This is a genomic window from Micromonospora sp. PLK6-60, assembly GCF_019890675.1.
Classification (GTDB): domain Bacteria; phylum Actinomycetota; class Actinomycetes; order Mycobacteriales; family Micromonosporaceae; genus Micromonospora.
In genome coordinates this window covers 1-15,060 of the sequence record NZ_JAIOAA010000004.1, presented here as the reverse complement: position 1 = coordinate 15,060, position 15,060 = coordinate 1, and the positions used below count along the sequence as shown (strand labels likewise).

15 protein-coding genes and 1 pseudogene are annotated in these 15,060 nt (G+C 73.4%); 6 read left to right on the top strand and 10 right to left on the bottom strand.

Annotation, left to right across the window (positions count from 1 at the left end):
• Nucleotide 1: 1 nt before the first annotated feature.
• Nucleotides 2-448: a hypothetical protein gene (locus tag K7640_RS09565; protein ID WP_222954397.1), complete on the bottom strand. Its 447-nt coding sequence runs from the start codon at nt 446-448 to the stop codon at nt 2-4.
• Nucleotides 449-491: 43 nt separating this feature from the next.
• On the bottom strand, nt 492-1,517 hold the full coding sequence (locus K7640_RS09560; RefSeq protein WP_222954396.1) for a 4-hydroxy-3-methylbut-2-enyl diphosphate reductase: 1,026 nt from the start codon (nt 1,515-1,517) through the stop codon (nt 492-494).
• 74 nt (nt 1,518-1,591) lie between these two features.
• Between K7640_RS09560 and xseA the strand changes: the two genes are divergently transcribed.
• Together xseA and K7640_RS09550 are read left to right on the top strand one after the other, a co-directional pair.
• Complete coding sequence (gene xseA / locus K7640_RS09555; RefSeq protein ID WP_222954395.1) at nt 1,592-2,827, top strand: exodeoxyribonuclease VII large subunit; 1,236 nt, start codon at nt 1,592-1,594, stop codon at nt 2,825-2,827.
• Nucleotides 2,824-3,210 (top strand): annotated as a pseudogene (locus K7640_RS09550) (DUF4291 family protein). The gene xseA and the pseudogene K7640_RS09550 overlap by 4 nt, the downstream one beginning before the upstream one ends.
• A 48-nt stretch (nt 3,211-3,258) precedes the next feature.
• Here the strand turns inward: K7640_RS09550 and K7640_RS09545 are convergent.
• Complete coding sequence (locus K7640_RS09545; RefSeq protein ID WP_222954394.1) at nt 3,259-3,774, bottom strand: HEAT repeat domain-containing protein; 516 nt, start codon at nt 3,772-3,774, stop codon at nt 3,259-3,261.
• Nucleotides 3,775-4,328: 554 nt separating this feature from the next.
• On the opposite strand from K7640_RS09545, the gene K7640_RS09540 reads away from it, so the two are divergent.
• Nucleotides 4,329-4,553, top strand: a complete 225-nt coding sequence (locus K7640_RS09540; RefSeq protein WP_222954393.1) for an exodeoxyribonuclease VII small subunit — start codon at nt 4,329-4,331, stop codon at nt 4,551-4,553.
• A gap of 148 nt (nt 4,554-4,701) precedes the next feature.
• On the opposite strand, the gene K7640_RS09535 is transcribed toward K7640_RS09540, so the two are convergent.
• The 3 genes from K7640_RS09535 to K7640_RS09525 all read right to left on the bottom strand — a co-directional run bounded on the left by K7640_RS09535 (nt 4,702) and on the right by K7640_RS09525 (nt 7,591).
• Nucleotides 4,702-5,655: a hypothetical protein gene (locus K7640_RS09535; protein ID WP_222954392.1), complete on the bottom strand. Its 954-nt coding sequence runs from the start codon at nt 5,653-5,655 to the stop codon at nt 4,702-4,704.
• Nucleotides 5,656-5,893: 238 nt separating this feature from the next.
• Complete coding sequence (locus tag K7640_RS09530; protein WP_222954391.1) at nt 5,894-6,703, bottom strand: hypothetical protein; 810 nt, start codon at nt 6,701-6,703, stop codon at nt 5,894-5,896.
• 129 nt (nt 6,704-6,832) lie between these two features.
• The gene (locus tag K7640_RS09525) at nt 6,833-7,591 is read right to left on the bottom strand and encodes a DUF4245 domain-containing protein (protein WP_222954390.1); all 759 of its coding nucleotides are present in this window, start codon (nt 7,589-7,591) and stop codon (nt 6,833-6,835) included.
• A gap of 155 nt (nt 7,592-7,746) precedes the next feature.
• Between K7640_RS09525 and glpX the strand changes: the two genes are divergently transcribed.
• Nucleotides 7,747-8,778, top strand: a complete 1,032-nt coding sequence (glpX, locus tag K7640_RS09520) for a class II fructose-bisphosphatase (RefSeq protein WP_222954389.1) — start codon at nt 7,747-7,749, stop codon at nt 8,776-8,778.
• Nucleotides 8,775-9,752: a DMT family transporter gene (locus K7640_RS09515; protein ID WP_222954388.1), complete on the top strand. Its 978-nt coding sequence runs from the start codon at nt 8,775-8,777 to the stop codon at nt 9,750-9,752. Before glpX ends, K7640_RS09515 begins: the two co-directional genes overlap by 4 nt.
• 36 nt (nt 9,753-9,788) lie before the next feature.
• Here K7640_RS09515 and K7640_RS09510 read toward each other — a convergent pair whose 3' ends face one another.
• Nucleotides 9,789-10,703, bottom strand: a complete 915-nt coding sequence (locus K7640_RS09510; RefSeq protein ID WP_222954387.1) for an NAD-dependent epimerase/dehydratase family protein — start codon at nt 10,701-10,703, stop codon at nt 9,789-9,791.
• Between the two features lie 142 nt (nt 10,704-10,845).
• On the opposite strand from K7640_RS09510, the gene K7640_RS09505 reads away from it, so the two are divergent.
• The gene (locus K7640_RS09505) at nt 10,846-11,532 is read left to right on the top strand and encodes a TetR/AcrR family transcriptional regulator (protein ID WP_222954386.1); all 687 of its coding nucleotides are present in this window, start codon (nt 10,846-10,848) and stop codon (nt 11,530-11,532) included.
• Here K7640_RS09505 and K7640_RS09500 read toward each other — a convergent pair.
• The 3 genes from K7640_RS09500 to K7640_RS09490 all read right to left on the bottom strand — a co-directional run bounded on the left by K7640_RS09500 (nt 11,524) and on the right by K7640_RS09490 (nt 14,919).
• Entirely contained in the window at nt 11,524-13,113 is a 1,590-nt protein-coding gene (locus K7640_RS09500; RefSeq protein ID WP_222954385.1) for a hypothetical protein, read from the bottom strand. The two genes, K7640_RS09505 and K7640_RS09500, sit on opposite strands and share 9 nt — an antisense overlap.
• 58 nt (nt 13,114-13,171) lie before the next feature.
• Nucleotides 13,172-14,140, bottom strand: coding sequence for an NAD(P)/FAD-dependent oxidoreductase (locus K7640_RS09495; RefSeq protein ID WP_222954384.1), 969 nt, complete (start codon nt 14,138-14,140; stop codon nt 13,172-13,174).
• Between the two features lie 119 nt (nt 14,141-14,259).
• Entirely contained in the window at nt 14,260-14,919 is a 660-nt protein-coding gene (locus K7640_RS09490) for a rhomboid family intramembrane serine protease (RefSeq protein WP_222954383.1), read from the bottom strand.
• Nucleotides 14,920-15,060 lie beyond the last annotated feature (141 nt).

Genomic DNA, 15,060 nt, shown 5'->3' with positions numbered 1-15,060 from the left:
ATCAGGCGCGGCTCGCGCCCTCCACCACGAACGGGGTGCCCTGCTGGCAGGTGGTCATCATGTCGGGCTCGACCCGACCCTCGACGGTCACCTTCGCGCCCGCCCGCAGCACGTCCCGCGGGCCGCCGACCAGCAGGTAGCCGTCGAGCAGCAGGCAGTTGGGCTCCACCCCGGCCTCCACCGTGCCGGTGAGGGTGTGCGCGCCGGGGCCGGGCGGCAGGCTCGGGCCGGCCGGCTTCTTCGTCGGCGGCACGACCGTGGGCGGCTGCGGGGTGGCCGGGTCGGTCGGGGTGGCCGGGTCGGTCGGGTCGCTGGTCGGGGGCACGGTCACCGTGCTGCCTCCTGACGGCTCGGGGGCCTGGTTGCCGGTGCCGGTGCCCTGGCCGCCGCAGGCGGCCAGGGCGGCGCAGAGGAGCAGTGCCGGTACCGCCGTGCGCATGGTCTTCATACCGGTTCGGACGTACGCGGGCCGCGTCCCGTTCCCGCCGACCTCAGGACCGGGCCGCCGCCGCGGCGGCCTTCATGTCCCGCTTGAGCTCCTGCGGCAGCGAGAAGGTCAGCCGCTCGTTGGCGGTGAGGACCTCCTCCACCTCGGTGAAGCCGCGCTCGGCCAGGTGCGCCAGCACCTGCTGCACCAGCTCGTCGGGGACGCTGGCCCCGGAGGTCAGCCCGACCGTGCCGGCGCCCGCCAGCCAGGCGTCGTCGATCTCGTGGGCGAAGTCGACCAGATAGCCGGCGCGGGCCCCGGCGTCCAGGGCCACCTCGACCAGGCGGACCGAGTTGGAGGAGTTCCGCGAGCCGACCACGATCACCACGTCGCAGTCGGGGGCGATCTCCTTCACCACGTGCTGCCGGTTGGAGGTGGCGTAGCAGATGTCGTCGCTGGGCGGCGACTGGAGCAGCGGCAGCCGCCGCTTGAGCCGGGCCACCGTCTCCATCGTCTCGTCCACCGACAGCGTGGTCTGGGAGAGCCAGACCACCTTGTTCGGGTCACGGACGGTGACCTTGTCGACGCCGTCCGGGCCGTCCACCAGCTGGATGTGCGCGGGGGCCTCACCGGCGGTGCCGACGACCTCCTCGTGCCCCTCGTGGCCGATCAGCAGGATGTCGTAGTCCTCGGCGGCGAACCGCTTCGCCTCCTGGTGCACCTTGGTGACCAGCGGGCAGGTCGCGTCGATGGCCTTCAGCGAGCGGGACTGGGCCTGCTCGTACACCTCGGGGGCGACGCCGTGGGCGGAGAAGATCACGGTGGCGCCCTCGGGCACCTCCTCGTTCTCCTCCACGAAGATCGCGCCCTGGGCCTCCAGGGTCCGCACCACGTGCTTGTTGTGCACGATCTGCTTGCGCACGTAGATCGGCGCGCCGTAGAGCTTGAGCGCCTCCTCGACGGTCTGCACCGCCCGGTCCACCCCCGCGCAGTATCCGCGGGGCTTGGCCAAAAGCACGCGCTTACCAGTCTCAGTCACCCCCCCATCGTACGTGCCGGTTCTCCCCCCGCCTCCCAACCCGTTGATCATGAAGTTTGCGTCGGGAAACCGCTACCAGGAGACGCAAACTTCATGATCAACGCGGGCGGCCGTAGGGTGGCGGGGTGAGTGGTGGTGGGGGCGAGGTGGGGCGGAGCAGCTCGGAGGAGCCGTGGCCGGTCCGGGTGGTCAGCCAGAAGATCAACGCCTGGATCGCCCGGCTGGGCTGGGTGTGGGTGGACGGGCAGGTGGCGCAGATCAGCCGCCGGCCCGGGGCCAGCACCGTCTTCCTCACCCTGCGTGACCCGTCGGCGGATCTGAGCCTGACCGTCACCACCAACCGGGACGTGCTCGACTCCGGCGCCCCCGAGCTGCGCGAGGGCGCCCGGGTGGTGCTGCACGCCAAGCCGGAGTTCTACGCCGCCCGCGGCACGCTCAGCCTGCGCGCCGACGAGATCCGCCAGGTCGGGCTCGGCGAGCTGCTGGCCCGACTGGAGAAGCTCAAGAAGCTGCTCGCCGCCGAGGGGCTCTTCGACCGGGCCCGCAAGCGCCGCCCGCCCTTCCTGCCGCAGCGGATCGGCCTGATCACCGGCCGCGCCTCCGCCGCCGAGCGGGACGTGCTGACCAACGCGAAGCGGCGCTGGCCAGCGGTCGAGTTCCGCACCGTCAACGTCGCCGTGCAGGGCCCCAGCGCGGCGCCCGACATCATCGGCGCGCTGAAGGTGCTCGACGCCGACGAGAGCATCGACGTGATCGTCATCGCCCGGGGCGGCGGCGGCATCGAGGATCTGCTCCCCTTCTCCGACGAGGCGCTCTGCCGGGCGGTCTTCGGCTGCCGCACCCCGGTGGTCAGCGCGATCGGCCACGAGACGGACACCCCGCTGCTGGACTACGTCGCCGACGTCCGCGCGTCCACCCCCACCGACGCGGCCAAGCGGATCGTCCCCGACCTGACCGAGGAGGTACGCCTCATCGGCCAGGCCCGCTCCCGGCTGGAACGGGCGGTCCGCAACCTGGTCGACCGGGAGTCGCACCGCCTCGACCTGCTCCGCTCCCGCCCGGTGCTGGCCCGCCCGCAGGTGATGGTCGACCAGCGGGCTACCGAGGTCGGCGCGCTGCGCGACCGGGCCGACCGCAACCTGGACCACCGGCTCGGCGCGGCCGGCGAGGACCTGCGGCACACCCTGGCCCGGCTGCGCGCCCTCTCCCCCGCTGCCACCCTCGACCGGGGGTACGCGATCGTGCAGCGGGCGGACGGGCACGTGGTGCGGGCGGCGGACGAGGTGGCCAAGGGCGACCCGCTGCGGGTACGCCTCGCCGAGGGCGAACTGGCCGCCACTGTCGAGGGCTTAGGCAGATGACCCCGCCGACGAGAGAGATCCGCGCGATCTTCGACGACTACACGGTCACCGTTTACCAGGCATTTTCCACCGAGATTGCCGACGCCGCCCTACCTGCGGGGACATTCGTACCGCCCTTCAACCCGAACCGGATGACGTGGATCAAGCCGTCGTTCCGCTAGATGATGTACCGCTCCGGCCGGGCTACGAAGCCCAATCAGGCGCGGATCCTGGCGGTGCGGATGAGCCGCAGTGGCTTCGAGCAGGCGCTTTCCCTGTCCTGCCTCACCCACTACGATCTGCAGGTCCATGCCGACCGGGAGGTCTGGTTGGAGCGGGAGATGACCACGCCGGTCCGGGTGCAGTGGGACCCGGAACGCTCAGCGAGCCTTGCGCCTCCCTGATCGGTGGTTTGTCCTGGTGCGCGACGGCGCACCAGGACAAACCACGCGTCACGACCCGCTGCGACGCGCGAGTTGTTGTTCGGCCCCGGCGCGCAGGATCGCGTCGTCGGAGTCCAGTAGCTCCCGCAACGCCCGCTGGGCGTCGCTGCCGGGTATCACGCCCAGCGCCCAGATCGCCTTAGTCGCCAGAGCCCTGCTGTCGTCGTAGTCGAGATAGTCGGGAACCAACAGTGTCGCTTGGAGCAGGGCGCCAACCGCGCGTGGGTCCTTAAATCGGCCGATCGCGGTGACCACGTCCTCGTGCCGCTGATGCCAGTCGGCTGCCGCGAGTTGGAGCAGGGGTTCAAGAGCTTCCGACGTCACTCCGAACTCACTACACACGACCAGAGCAGCCTCGGCGTCGTCCGCGTCCTTCGTCTGAAGCGCCTGGCGGAGCAGCCGCAGTCCCAGCTCCTTCCCGTCCGCAGTGCCGAAGTGGCGCAGCACGTCCCCGGGGTCGACTTCCCGCGTCCCGTCAGGAAGAACTGCCATCCCGAAGATCATCTCCTGTTCGTCGGGAGTCATCGCAACTTCTTGAAGTCGAGCAGGTTGTCGTTGAAGATGTCCAATGCCGGGCCCTTCCCGAGGCCGATATTGATCCGCTTGCCCTGACCCTTGATCCCGCACGCACGCTACGTGCGGAAGGCCACCGTCCCAAGTGGTGGATCAAGCGGTCAACGAGCCGCTCTGGCGACATCCTGGGAATCGGACAAGTAATTTCGTGATCCATCAAAACCGAATCGATCGTCAGGTAGCGATCCATCGATGGATCAGGGTCGCGGCGGCCGGTTCGCGGGCCACCCCAGCCGACGCGGTCGCCGCAGCGACCGTTCGGTCGGTCGGCGTCCGCCCGTGACCTGCCGGTTTCCCCGCGCCGCCGGCCGGGCCGCGGTCACCTGGAGGAGCAGCCGCCAGCACTAAGGCATCCCCCGGTCGGCCGCAACTCGAGCGACCCGTGCACGGGACCCGGCAGCAGCGGGAAAATTTTCGCCGGTCACCCCCGGAAACCCGGGGGTGACCACGCCCACCAGGGCACCCGCACCCGGACGACCGGCCGGTGATGTGGTGGGATGGGACCGATGAGCGACGAGAAGGACGCCGGGCCGGACGAGCGGCTCAGCTATGAGCAGGCCCGCGCCGAACTGGCGTCGGTGGTGGAGCGGCTGGAGGCCGGCGGCACGTCGCTGGAGGAGTCGCTGGCGCTGTGGGAGCGCGGCGAGAAGCTGGCCGAGATCTGCCAGCGCTGGCTGGACGGGGCCCGGGCCCGGATCGCCGCCGCCCGCCAGGACGCCACCAACTCCTGACCCGCCGCGTCCCCGAGGCGAAGGCCGGCCAGGGCACGCACGCCCACCGGCAGCGGCAGGCCCGACGGCGAGGCCGGGCCGGCGCGCGGCGTACCCAGGGCACGCGAAGGGGCGGGCGGCCGCAGCCGTCCCGCCCCCGCGCCGATCGTCAGCGGAACAGGTTGTAGAACTCCGGCGGCGCCTCGACGACCTGGTCGGCCGGCGGCTTCTGGGCCGCGCTGGCGTTGCCGTAGTCGGAGTAGGTCACCTTGATCTCCTGGGTGGCGCCCGCCCCGGCGGTCGAGGCACCGCCCGGCGCCGCGCTGGCGCTCGCACCCGGGGCCGCGGTGGCGCTCGGTACGGGGACCGCGGTGGCGCTCTGCGCCGGGGCGGCGCTCTGCCCGACGGTGGGGAGCTGGAGCACCAGCTCGCTGAGCCGGCCCTCGCTGTCCAGCTTGGCGGTGAACGGCACCGACTGCGCCTGCGCGCCGAGGGTGGTGATCAGCGTGGGGTCGACGGAACCGGCCTCGGCCGCCTTCGACACGTCGAGGGTGCCCTCGTAGCTGCCCTCGCCGGTCTGCCGGGCCTCGGTGATGCCCTGGGTGAGCACCGCGCTGCCACCCGGGTCGAGCTTCTCGAAGTCGAAGCCGAGGTTCCGGTTGCCCTTGATCCGGGTCTGGTCGAGGTGCTGGTACTTGCCGAGGTTGAGCTTCTGCAGCCCCGGCACGCTGCCGGCGGAGCTACCGCCCAGGTCCGCCTTCACCCAGCTGTCCGGCTTGATGTGGATCATGTCCAGGGTCATCATCAGGTCCGAGGACTGCTGCCCGATGGTCAGCTTGATCTGGGCGCTCTGGCTGGGCTCGTGCACCTGCCCCTCGGCGGTGGAGCCCACCGCCGACATGGTGAACTTGAAGTTGCCCTCGCGGATCGCGTTGGTGGAGTCGAGCAGCGCCTGCTTGGCGTCACCGTCGACCGCGCCGGAGGCGCCGGGCGACACGTCGCCGGAGGCCGCCGGGCTCGCCGAGGCGCCCGCCTCGGTGCCGCCGGCGCCGTTGCACGCCGCCACCGAAGGAATGAGCAGCGCCGCGGCGAAGGCCGTCGCGCTGAAGCGTCGAACGTTCACGTGAACTCTCCAGGTGGGTCGTCCGGCCCACGGAGGGTGCCGGAGGCTGCCGCCGGAGCCCTGCCACCGGCCCCGACGCACGAGCCCGGCCCGGCGGCGGCACCGCGTGGGCGGCTCGTAACCCCTCTGTTCCCTGAAGCGTCCTTCCGCAATCACCGTCCGGTCCGCGCGGCTGCGACCGGATTCCGCCCGGAACGACCCGGGCGGGACGGCCGGTGCCGCCCCGCCCGGTCGCGAATCACTTGCTGAACATCTGGTACGTCTGCTCGGACGCCTCGACGACCTGGGCGGCCGGCGGCGCCTCGACGGCGGTGGCGTTGCCGTAGTCGGCGTAGCTGACGGTCAGCGTCTGCTCCGGCGCGCTCTCCGACGCCGGCGCCCGCACGACGAACTCGGTCAGCCGGCCCTGCTCGTCGAGCTTGGCGGTGAACGGCACGGCGCCGGCCTTGGCGCCGAGGCCCTTGACGATCTCGTCATCGAGCAGGTCGGCGTCGGTCACCTTGGTGGCGTCGAGCGTGCCCTCGTACGTGCCGTCGCCAGTCTTCCGGACGTCGGTGACCGCCTTGATCATCTTGTCGCTGTCGGCCGGGTCGACCTCGGCGAAGTCGAACTCCAGCTCGGCCGCGTCCTTGGTCCGGGTGCGGTCCAGGTGCTGGTACTTGCCCTTCATCTCCTTGAAGCCCGGCACCGCGTCGGCCATCGGCCCGTCCAGCTCCATCTTGAGCCAGCTGTCGGTGTCGATGAAGACCAGGTGCATGTTCATCGCCAGGTCGTCGGCGGCCTCCTGGGCGGTGGCCATCTTCATCTCGGCGCTCTTCGTCGGCATGTGCACCTTGCCGTCGCCGGAGAACTGGGCGCTCTTCATGGTGAAGGTGAAGTTGCCCTTCTGGAGCTCCTTCGTCGAGGCGACCAGCGCCTCCTTCGGGTCGGCCGGGACCGCCGCGGTGGATTCGCCGGCCGCGGAGTCGGCGTCGCTCTTGCAGCCGGCCAGGCCGGGGACGAGCAGGGCGGCGGCGAGGAAGCCGGCGCTCCAGCGTCGAATGTTCACGTCGTTCTCTTTCGGTGTGCTGTCCGGCGCGTGCCGGTTTGAGGTGCCGACCGGCGCGTGGGGCGCGTCGGCTCTGAGCCGGCGCAGCCTAGCCGAGCCGCGCCGGCCCTGGGGGGCACCGAACGGACGTCAGCGCAGCGAACCGGCCAGTTGGCGGAGCTCGTTCTCGCGGGCGTCGCCCACCACGATCACCGTGCGGCCCGGCTCCAGCAGCACCAGGGCCTGCTCGTTGCCCCGGGCGGTGTACCGCTGCCAGCTGCGCCCGCCCAGGTCCACCGGCCCCTGCGGCTGCCCCTCCCGGGTCAGCTCGGCGGGCAGCAGCCGCTCCGGCGGCACGTTGCTCTGCACCAGCTGGGCGGCCTGCCCCTCCGGGGTGAGGTAGCCGATCCGCAGGTTCGACCCGCCCTCGACCGAGCGGAAGTTGGCGCTCACCGTGCGCCAGCCCTCGCCCAGCCCCCTCGGCTCGCTGACCGGGAAGACGTTCGCGGCCCGGGCCTGCTCGTACGCCGGCGCCGGGTCGACCACGGTGGGCTGGTCGCCGCCGAGGAAGCCCCGGTAGAAGGCGAGCAGCAGGGCGATCGGCACGAGCAGCACCAGCAGCGACAGCGCCATGTCCTTCGGCGACCGCTCCGCGCGGGCCTTGCCCTTCGGCGCGGCCGGCACGGCCCCGGTGCGGGCCGGCGGCACGTCGTGCTCCAGGATCCGGGCGGCGGTCACGTCCGGGTCGTCCCGGCCGCCCGGGTCGACCGGCTCGGTCTCGGCCGTCGGGTCGACGAGGGCGGGCTCGCCGTCCGGGCGGGCCGGCGGGTCGGTCGGCCCGACCGGCGGCTGGCCGTCCGGCGGCGTCTGGTCGGCGGGTACGCGATCGGCAGGCTGTGCGGGTTCCACCCCGCCATTCTCGCAGCCGCCGGGTTGCCGGGATCCGGGCCACCGCCGCCCCGCCCCGGCGTTACGTTGAGGCACGTGTGAGGATCAGCGTCACAGCCGGCAGCGGGACGCACACCCTGCCGGTCCACCCCGCAACGTCGCGAGGAGGAGCCGTCATGACAACCACCAGGACGCGGATCCCCCAGGATCTCGACCGTAACCTCGCCCTCGACCTGGTCCGGGTCACCGAAGCCGCGGCGATGGCCGCCGGCCGGTGGGTCGGCCGGGGCGACAAGGAGGGCGGCGACGGAGCCGCCGTCGACGCCATGCGCAAGCTGATCAACTCGATCCAGATGCGCGGCGTCGTGGTGATCGGCGAGGGCGAGAAGGACAACGCCCCGATGCTCTACAACGGCGAGGAGGTCGGCGACGGCACCGGGCCGGAGGTGGACGTCGCGGTCGACCCGGTCGACGGCACCACGCTGATGAGCAAGGGCATGCCGAACGCCCTGGCGGTGCTGGCGGTCTCCGAGCGGGGCGCGATGTTCGACCCCAGTGCGGTCTTCTACATGGAGAAGCTCGCGGTCGGCCCGCAGTACGCGGACGTGATCGACATCAACGCCGGCCCGGCGGAGAACATCCGGCGGATCGCCAAGGTCAAGGGCGCCGACGTGTCCGAGGTGACGGTCTGCGTGCTGGACCGGTCGCGCCACGACGACCTGATCAAGCAGATCCGGCGGACCGGGGCGGGGATCCGGTTCATCTCCGACGGCGACATCGCCGGCTCGATCGCGGCCGCCCGGGGTGAGTCCGACGTCGACGTGCTGATGGGCATCGGCGGCACCCCGGAGGGGATCATCTCCGCCTGCGCGCTGAAGTGCATGGGCGGCGCGATGCAGGCCAAGCTCTGGCCCCGGGACGAGCAGGAACGCCAGAAGGCGCTGGCCGCCGGGCACGACCTGGACCGGGTGCTCGGCACGGACGACCTGGTGACCGGGGACAACTGCTTCTTCGTGGCCACCGGCGTCACCTCCGGCGACCTGCTGCGCGGGGTGCGCTACCGGGCCGGCGGGGCGTACACCCAGTCGATCGTGATGCGGTCGAAGAGCGGCACCATCCGGGTGATCGACTCGTACCACCGGCTGGAGAAGCTGGCGCTCTACTCGGCCGTCGACTTCGACGGCCGCCCGCTGGCCGAGCAGGAGTGACCGACACCGGGACGGCGGCTCCGCCCATCGCGTCGGCCACCCGGCGGATCACCGGCGTCGGGCTGGCGACCGGCTCCGGGGTCGCGGTAGCCGTGCAGTCCCGGATCAACGGCGAACTCGGCGTACGCCTCGCGGACGGCATCGCCGCGGCGGTGGTCTCGTTCGGCCTGGGCCTGCTGGTGCTGCTGGTGCTGGTGCCCGCCACTCCGGCCGGGCGGCGGGGCCTGGCCAGCCTGCGGGCCACCCTCCGCGACGGGTCGCTGCGACCGTGGCAGTGCCTCGGTGGCGTCTGCGGCGCGTTCCTGGTGGCCACCCAGGGGCTCACCATCGGCACGCTGGGCGTCGCGGTCTTCACGGTGGCGGTGGTCGCCGGCCAGTCCGGCAGCAGCCTGGCGGTGGACCGGGCGGGCATCGGGCCGACCGGGCGGCAGCCGGTCACCGCCAGCCGGCTGGCCGGGGCGGCGCTGACCGTGCTGGCGGTGCTGCTGGCGGTCGGCGACCGGCTCGGCGACCCGGGCGCCCTGGCGCTGGCCGCGCTGCCCCTGCTGGCCGGCATCGGGATCGCCTGGCAGCAGGCGGTCAACGGCCGGGTACGGGTGGCCAGCGGCAGCGCGCTGACGGCCACCCTGGTCAACTTCGCGGTCGGCACGGTGGCGCTGCTGGCCACCTTCGCGGTGGAGGTGGCGGTCCGGGGCGCCCCGACCGGCCGCCTGCCCACCGAGCCGTGGCTCTACCTGGGCGGGCCGATCGGCATCGTCTTCATCGCGATCGCCGCGGCGATCGTCCGCTTCACCGGGGTGCTGCTGCTCGGGCTGGCCACCATCGCCGGTCAGGTCGTCGGGGCCGTACTGCTGGACCTGGTGCTGCCCACGGCGGCCTCGCACCCGGGGGTGGCCACGCTGGCCGGCGCGGCGCTCACTCTGGTCGCGGTGCTCATCGCCGCCCTCGGCGGGCAAGGAAGGGCCCCCGCTTAACGCTTTCCGCACAGCAGGGGCCCCCGCTCAACACCTTCAGCGCAGCGCCGCGACGGTGGCGGCCAGCGCGTCCGCCAGCGGGGTCGGCGCGATCCCGAGGGTCCGCTGCGCGGCGGCCGAGTCCATCAGGTACGGGCGGGCGAACTGGTAGGCGGTCTCCCGCAGTTCGCGGACGAACGGGTTGACCAGGCCGCCGAGCCAGAGCGCCGGGTAGGGCAGCCGGGTCAGCTTCGGCGCCGGGGCGCCGGCCAGGGCCGCCGCCCGGACGGCCAGCTCCCGCGCCGAGACGGCCGCGTCGCTGGGCACGTGCCAGGGCTGACCCCAGGCCCGCTCGTCGGCCGCGGCGGCGACCAGGGTGCGGGCGACGTCGGGGATGTACGTCCAGGTGTGCGGGGCGTCCCAGTCGACCGGCAGGACCACCCGCTGCCCGGCGAGCACCCGGGGCAGCATCAGCATCGGCAGCGACAGCCCGCCGGCGCCGAGATAGTCCGAGCCGCGCACCTCGGTGGCCCGGACCCGGCCGGCCCGGTGCGCGGCCAGCGCGTCGGCCCACATCCGGTTGCGCACCAGGGCCTTGGTGCCGGTGGAGGCCGGCGGGGTCTGCTCGGTCATCGGGGCGTGGACCGGCCCGTACCCGTAGAGGTTGCCGACGGTGGCGAGCACCGCGCCGGTGCGCTCGGCGGCGGTGAGCAGCGCGCCGGCCAGCGGCGGCCAGTCGGTGGGCCACCGGTGGTAGGCCGGGTTCGCGCAGTTGTAGAGCGCGACCGCGCCCTCGGTGGCGGCGGTGAGCCGCTCCGGGTCGGCGGCGTCGGCGGCGACCCGCTCGACCGCGGGGTGGTCCGGTCCGGTGCCCCGCCGGGTGACCACCCGGACCCGGTCGCCGCGCTCGGCGAGGAGCCGGGCGGTGGCCGTGCCGACGGGCCCGGCACCGACGATGACGTGCAGCGACATGAGTACGCCCTTCGAAGCAGGGATCCAAAGCGAGAGCACTGCTCTCCGTTGCCGCCACCAGCATGACCGGCTCGACACCGCCGCGTCAAGAGCAGTGCTCTCCTTTTTGATTGCCGCTCCGATCCGTGGCAGAGTGGCACCCATGCCGGCACCCTCGATCCGCGCCCGCGTCCGCGCCGAGATGATCGCCGAGATCAAGGCGGTGGCGCGCCGCCACCTGGCCAGCGACGGGGCCAACCTGTCGCTGCGCGCGGTCGCCCGGGACATGGGCATGGTGTCGTCCGCGATCTACCGCTACTTCCCGAGCCGCGACGACCTGCTCACCGCGTTGATCATCGAGGCGTACGACGCGCTCGGCGACGCGGTGGAGTCCGCCGAGGCCGCCGTCGACCGGCGCGACCTGCGGGGGCGCTGGCAGGCCGCGTGCCGCGCCGCCCGGGACTGGGCGCTCGCCCACCCGGCCGAATACGCGCTGCTCTACGGCAGCCCGGTGCCCGGGTACGCGGCTCCCGACGACACCGTCGCGCCCGCCTCCCGCCCGGCGCTGACCCTGGTCGGCATCCTGCGCGACGGCATGGCCGACGGGCGGATCACCCCGCCCGACGGGCAACTGCCGGAACCGGTCCGCGCCGACCTGGCCGCGCTGGCCGCCGAGATCTTCCCCGGCCTGCCCGAGAGCCTGCTGGCTCGGGGGATGGCCGGCTGGACGCAGTTGTTCGGCCTGATCAGCTTCGAGCTGTTCGGCCGGCTCAACCGGACGGTGCCGCACCGGGACGCGTACTTCACGCACCAGACCGGGCTGATGGCCGACCTGATCGGCCTACCCTGACCGCCCGGTCCCGCCCGGCGCGGGATACGGCGGCTCGGGGTCGGGAACCCGAGTGGTGACCAGTCGGTGCGCCCGCCAGGCGAGCCCCAGGCCGGGCAGCGCGGCCAGCACCGCCAGCGGGAACGCCACCAGGGCGTACGCCGGCCGGCCGTAGAGCCAGCCGACCAGCGGCAACCCGGCCAGCACCAGGGTCAGCGCGGCGGCCAGCAGCACCTCGACCAGCCACCGCGCGGGCACCCGCACCGCCCGATGCGGGATCAGCGAAAACACCGCCGACCCGGGCACCAGGAGCAGGCCGCCGAGGATCCCGGGGATCCGCGACAGGTCGTCGCCCAGCACCGCGAGCAGCATCGCCCCGGCGCCGGGAAGGAACAGCAGCACGCCGAGCACCTGCCAGGTACCGATCACCGAACCACCCCGCCAGCCGGCCCGTACGCCGGCCAGCACCAGCACCAGCATGCTCAGCAGGAACGCGAACAGGGCCACCCGCAGCGGGTCGGCGTGCCGCTGCGCGGGGGTGCTGACGCCCAGCGCGGGCACCTGGACCACCTCCTCGTCGCTGCCCGCCCGCGCCCCGACGAAGCCGATCCGCCGCCAGCCGCCGTCGGCGTCCCGCAGCACGAAACCGTCGCGCCCGTTGGCGACCAGCACCACGTGCCGCCCGGCGCCCACCTCGAAGACGGTCAGCTCCTGGCCGGTCAACCGGTCGCCGAACCAGCCGGCCTCGTCGTACCGGCGGCTCAGGACCGCCCGCTGGGCAGCCGTCACCTCCCAGGCGGTCCGCCAGGTGCGGCCGGCGTCGTCGCTCTCCTGCACCCGGAGCCGGCCCTCCACCAGGCGGTAGCAGTGCCGCGGTGCGGCCGGCACGCAGGCCCGCCGGACCGGCGGCGGAGCCGGGTCGACGCCCAGGTACTGCCGAACGAGCGTCCGGTCCTCCGCGTCGAGCGGGTCCCGCCAGCTCGCCCCGGCGTCCTCGCTCACCCGCCAGGTGTCGACCGGATAGACGCCGTCGTCGCCGAGACTGCCTCCGACGCCGGCGACCAGCTTCCCGTCGAGGACCGTGGCCCGCTGCGCGTCCGGAAACCAGTACGCGGTGGTGGCGGCCACCGCCAGCGTCGCCGCGGGGAGCAGCACCAGCAGGCGTACCAGCCGGGCGGAGCGGCCGGCCACCGGGTCCCGGCGGGCCCGCCGCCAGGTCCAGCCGGCCACCGCCAGGGCCGGCAGGGTGAGCAGGTCGGTGCGGTCCGCCCGGACCAGGGCGGGGCCGCTGACCAGGCTCCACGCCGCCGAGGCGAGCGCGGCGGCGTACCCGCTGCTCTTGACCACGGCGAAGCCGGCGCCCACCAGGCCCAGCCCGAGCCCGGCGGCGGCCCGGGCCGGCAGCCGCGGCACGGTCAGCGCGGCGAGCGTCGCGACCAGCGGTGGGGCGAGCACCAGGCCGGCGACGTCGCTGAGCTTGCCGGTGAGCCAGCCGGGGTGCGCGGCCTTGAGCAGATGGTCGTTGACCACCAGCACGAGCAGCGCGAGCACCGTGACCGGGTGGCTCAGCCAGGCGAGGGAGGTACGGTCCGCGCGGTCCATCCGTCCACCATGGCGGCGACCGATCTCGATCCGGGCACGCGCCGGACAGGAATCGGGCTCAGCCGGCGTCCGAGGAGTGCCCGGGGAAGAGGTGCGCGGCCGGGTCGATGGCCACCGCCGCGTTGTTCACCGCCGTGGCCGCCTCGCCGAACCCGGTGGCGATCAGGCGGACCTTGCCCGGGTATTCGGTGATGTCCCCGGCCGCGAAGACCCGGGGCAGGTTGGTGGCCATCGTGCTGTCCACCAGGATGTGCCGGCGGTCCAGCCCGAGCCCCCACTCGGCCAGCGGGCCGAGGTCGGCGGTGAAGCCGAGCGCCGCGATCACGGTGTCGACCGGCAGCGTCTCGGTGGGGCCACCGCGCACGGCGATGTCGGCGGCGGTGACGACGTCGTCGCCGTGCAACCGGGTCACCTCGGCGTTGACCACCACCCGGACCGGCAGGTCGCGGACCCGGTTGACCGTGGCGGCGTGCGCCCGGAACCGTTCCCGCCGGTGCACCAGGGTCACCGACCGGGCCAGCGGCTGCAACGTCACCGCCCAGTCGAAGGCCGAGTCGCCGCCGCCGACGATCAGCACGTCCCGCTCGGCCAGCTCGGCCGGCCGCGGCACGAAATAGACGATCCCGCCGCCGGCGAAGTGCTCGGCCACCGGCAGCGGCCGGGGCACGAAGCTGCCCAGCCCGCCGGTGACGATCACCGCGCCGCAGTGCAGCTGCTCGCCGCCGGCCAGCCCGAGCACCGGGCGGCCGTCGACGTGGGCCAGCTTCTCCGCCCGGTTGCCGAGCAGGTACGTCGGCGCGTACGGGGCGGCCTGGGCGACCAGGTTGGCCACCAGGTCCCGCCCCTTGACCGCCGGGAAGCCGGCCACGTCCAGGATCAGCTTCTCCGGGTACATGGCGGTGATCTGCCCACCCGGCTCGGGCAGCGCGTCGACCACCGCGACGGAGAGCCCCCGGAACCCGGCGTAGTACGCGGCGAACAGGCCGGTGGGCCCGGCCCCGATCACCGCAACGTCGACCTCGCGCATGTGCGTACCGCCGCCTCCCGGTCACCGGTGGGGGTGCTGCCTGCGACGGTAGGCGCGCCGGGGCGGGTGGGCAAGGACGTCCCATTCGGGCGCGCGCGCCCGGCGGGTCGGGCGGGCACTCAGGGCAGGTGCAGGTGCGTCTCCGAGTACGGCCCGACGAGGTCGGTCCGCCGGCGACGGAACAGGATCGCGGCCACCACCCCGCCGAGCAGCCCGAACAGGTGCCCCTGCCAGGAGATCCGCTCGTCGGTGGGGAGGATGCCGCCGAGCACCTGCCAGCCGTACAGGAGGCCGACCAGCAGCGCGACGGCGAAGTTCCACCAGCTCCGCTCCACGATGCCCCGGGTGAGCAGGATGCCGAGGTAGCCGAAGATGACCCCGCTGGCCCCGACCACCACCGAGTTCGGCGAACCGGTGAACCACACGCCGAGCCCGCTGACCAGCACGATCACCAGCGTGGACCAGAGGAACCGGCGGACACCGGCGGCCAGCACGAAGGTGCCGAGCAGGATCAGCGGGATGCTGTTGCTGTAGAGGTGGGCGAAGCCGTGGTGCAGGAACGGCGAGAAGAAGACGCCGTCGAGGCCCTGGATGCGGCGCGGGATGATCCCGGCGGCGGTGTCGAAGCCGGCGCCCAGCCCCTCGTCGAGCACCTCGATCAGGAAGAGGATCGGCACCACCGCGCACATGGCGACGAACGCCCGGCCGAGGGAGGCGTAGAACGCCTCGGTGCCGAACCGGTACGGGTCGTTGCCCGCGGGGCCGCCGCCTGTGGTCACCCTCCAAGAGCTATCAGCTATCCGGGGCAACCGCCACCCGTGCGCGGGGCGAGACGGCGGCGGGGTGGGGGGGCGGCCCCCCCCCCCCCCGTCGACGTCAATCGGTGATGATCAGTACCAGCCGGAGTTCTGCGAGTGGCC

Excerpts from the sequence above, each read along its gene's own strand:
- K7640_RS09565 (WP_222954397.1), bottom strand. The coding sequence starts at position 448 with ATGAAGACCATGCGCACGGCGGTACCGGCACTGCTCCTCTGCGCCGCC.
- K7640_RS09560 (WP_222954396.1), bottom strand. The coding sequence starts at position 1,517 with ATGATCAACGGGTTGGGAGGCGGGGGGAGAACCGGCACGTACGATGGG.
- K7640_RS09545 (WP_222954394.1), bottom strand. The coding sequence starts at position 3,774 with ATGACTCCCGACGAACAGGAGATGATCTTCGGGATGGCAGTTCTTCCT.
- K7640_RS09540 (WP_222954393.1), top strand. The coding sequence starts at position 4,329 with ATGAGCGACGAGAAGGACGCCGGGCCGGACGAGCGGCTCAGCTATGAG.
- glpX (WP_222954389.1), top strand. The coding sequence starts at position 7,747 with ATGACAACCACCAGGACGCGGATCCCCCAGGATCTCGACCGTAACCTC.
- K7640_RS09510 (WP_222954387.1), bottom strand. The coding sequence starts at position 10,703 with ATGTCGCTGCACGTCATCGTCGGTGCCGGGCCCGTCGGCACGGCCACC.
- K7640_RS09505 (WP_222954386.1), top strand. The coding sequence starts at position 10,846 with ATGCCGGCACCCTCGATCCGCGCCCGCGTCCGCGCCGAGATGATCGCC.
- K7640_RS09500 (WP_222954385.1), bottom strand. The coding sequence starts at position 13,113 with ATGGACCGCGCGGACCGTACCTCCCTCGCCTGGCTGAGCCACCCGGTC.
- K7640_RS09495 (WP_222954384.1), bottom strand. The coding sequence starts at position 14,140 with ATGCGCGAGGTCGACGTTGCGGTGATCGGGGCCGGGCCCACCGGCCTG.